Annotated in this window: 2 protein-coding genes and 1 pseudogene; all 3 read right to left on the bottom strand. The window is 62.2% G+C overall.

Features of this window, described 5'->3' with window-relative positions; all coding sequences use genetic code 11:
- Nucleotides 1-21: 21 nt before the first annotated feature.
- The gene (locus tag AOQ71_RS08385) at nt 22-1,179 is read right to left on the bottom strand and encodes an IS481 family transposase (RefSeq protein WP_083513846.1); all 1,158 of its coding nucleotides are present in this window, start codon (nt 1,177-1,179) and stop codon (nt 22-24) included.
- 65 nt (nt 1,180-1,244) lie between these two features.
- Nucleotides 1,245-1,592, bottom strand: a complete 348-nt coding sequence (locus tag AOQ71_RS08380) for a PaaI family thioesterase (protein WP_157083432.1) — start codon at nt 1,590-1,592, stop codon at nt 1,245-1,247.
- 84 nt (nt 1,593-1,676) lie between these two features.
- A pseudogene (locus AOQ71_RS47485) lies at nt 1,677-2,528 on the bottom strand (caspase family protein); the annotation flags it as partial.

The raw sequence follows: 2,528 nt of genomic DNA, 5'->3' as shown, positions 1-2,528 counted from the left end.
TGTTTAGCCCGGAGACATAGCTTACACCTGTTCGGAGACATGGTTGACACTTTTGGGGTTACGCAGATCGATCGTTTCGATCTGATGAGCGGCAAAGAATATTCCGAATTTTCCGTCGGCACTGAGCTGGCGAATGGCGAGCCTCTCACCACGGAAGGCTTGCGGGACTTTCCAGAGCCGTCCCTTGAAGCTGACATAGGCCTTGGTGGTGGAGACGGAACGGACGATCTCGCCGTCGTCGTACTCCACCGTTGGAAGGCGGTTCGGCATAGGGCGCTGGCTCGGTCGATAACGGCTCGCGGGCACATCGAAGCCCAATGCCTCGTGCGGCCGATCGAGATTGTAGACGTTGCGCCATTGGTCGAACGCCCGCTGGACATCGGCAAGGTCGCGGTAGCGCTTGAAGGCGAAGACCTCGGCCTTCAGGCTGCGGTGGAACCGTTCGTTCTTGCCTCGGCTCTGGGGATGATAGGGCCGGCTGTGGATCGTGCGGATGCCGAGCTTGAGAAGCCACACCGTCAGCGTGGTCCAGGGGTCTTCGAGGGTGAAGCCCCAGGGGCCGCCATTGTCGACGAACATCGCATCCGGCAGTCCGTAGCGGCGGAACGTCGTCTCGAGATGGCCTCGTACCGTCGAGCCTCGTTCGTTGTCACAGGCTGCCAGGCACAAGGCAAAGCGCGAGTGATCGTCCAGCGTCGTCAGTGGATGGCAGGACACGCCGTTCTCCAAGGCACTGTGTCCCTTGAAGTCCATTTGCCAAAGTTGATTGGGCTTATCCTTCTCGAAGCGCGTATACGGCTGTCCAGGCGTGCCCGCAGGCTCCTTCACCCGATCATAACGTCGCAAAATCTCGTGCACGGTCGATATCGCCGGAACGGCCTGCCGGTTGCGCTTGAGACGATGCGCGAGTTTGCGCGCTCCCCAGGCCGGGTGAGCATCGCGCAGTTCGACGATCTGTTGCTCGATCGCAGCAGCTGTACGCTCCGGACTGTGATGAGGTCGTCGCGATCGGTCCGCCAATGTCGTATCGCCTGCATCGTACCGCTGGATCCACTTGTAGCCCGTCGGAGCGCTGATGCCGAACTGCCGGCACAGCTGCCGCAGGTTCGCTCCCTCCTGCTTGGCAAGCACCACAAACTCCCGCCTTTGATCCATGACTGACACCTCTCGCCACGGCATCGTTCGCCCCCTTGTTTGACGAATCGAGCCGATTTTGACGTGTCAACCATGTCCCCGAACACCTGTCAGTCATGTCTCCGGGCTAAACACTGCGCTCGCAATGACGGATGATAGACTGAAGCCGTGGAATCTGCGGCCTCATAGCTTATCTCCTTGCCAGAATGCGCAGCCGCGCCGTGGAAGCGCGTATCCAGACTCCTGGTGACCACGGTCAGGTCAGGCGAGAGCTTTGCAAGAGCGCAAACTCCGGTCGCGGAGTCCAGCATCGCCGCCAGGAATCCGCCCTGAATGGTGCCGTGCCTGTTGGTGAACGCGACCTGCGCCTGAAAGCGGATCAACGCTTGCCCGGCGTCGTCGAAGCCGAGCCATTCGCGTCCAAGCAGCTCGGCGTGGTGGCATGTTGGCAGTCGCATCGCTCATATCGGTCACGGCCGCGTCTTCACCAGGAAGCGTATCAAGCAGGCTCCATGCCGTGTCCGGCTCGACAAGGCCGGCCATCAGTTGCATACCTCAAGCATGCGACCAGAACTTAGTGCAGTGTTACGGCCAAGTCGGTCCTCTTCCAATCTGCATCCGCTCCTGACTGGACGGCATCCTGCTGGTCCGCAGTACATCTGACCGGAAGATTTCGCTTGCGGGGCGGTCGGTGCGCTCTCCTTTTGCTTGCGATCAGCGTCCCTCGGCTTGGCGTCCTCGCGTGTCGCGATTGGCTTCTTGTCCTGCACCTTCTCGCATTCATTGCCGTCGTTGACGCGATAGCCGGCACGGCAGCTGATTTTCACGCAAGCATCGCCATCGGCCTTGAAGCCGTGATCGCACACCAGTGGGCAGACCCGGCCCGGCTTGGCCTTGATGGCGTCGAGCGCCTCGAAGCTCGCGAGCTTGGCATCGAACTTCGTCCCGGCATATTTGTTGAACAGCGTCAGCGAGCGCTGCGACGACGCATTCCAGTCGCCATCGGCCGCGGCCGCGAGGCAGCCGACCCGACGCAGCTCGGACTGAACCAGTTTTGCGGTCTCTTGCGGCGAGAGAGAGGAGGGCGATTGGGTTGGGGCCACGGCCGCGACCTTCTGCTCGCCGTCGCGCTGCGCCTTCTCCGCAGCCTGCCTCGCGGCCAGCTCGGCAGCGGCCTTTTCGCTCGCGATCTTGTCGGCGAGCGCCTTCTCGGCGGCCTGCTTGTCGGCCAGTGCCTTGGCAACGGCCGCCTCGGCATCCTTTCTGCGCTGTTCCGCTGCGGCCGCCTTGGCCTCTTCGATCTGCTTGGCCTTCTCCGCCGCTAGCCGTGCGTCCTCGGCGGCCTTAGCGGTCGCAGCGGCCTTGTCCTGTTCGGCTTTCTTGGCCCGCTCGGC

It is taken from the genome of Bradyrhizobium manausense (genome assembly GCF_001440035.1).
Lineage (GTDB): Bacteria > Pseudomonadota > Alphaproteobacteria > Rhizobiales > Xanthobacteraceae > Bradyrhizobium > Bradyrhizobium manausense.
The sequence above is the reverse complement of the archived record's forward strand: the minus strand, read 5'-3'. Positions and strand labels throughout refer to the sequence as shown.

Coding starts and splice junctions, on each gene's coding strand:
- AOQ71_RS08380 (WP_157083432.1), bottom strand. CDS start 1,592: ATGCGACTGCCAACATGCCACCACGCCGAGCTGCTTGGACGCGAATGG.
- AOQ71_RS08385 (WP_083513846.1), bottom strand. CDS start 1,179: ATGCCGTGGCGAGAGGTGTCAGTCATGGATCAAAGGCGGGAGTTTGTG.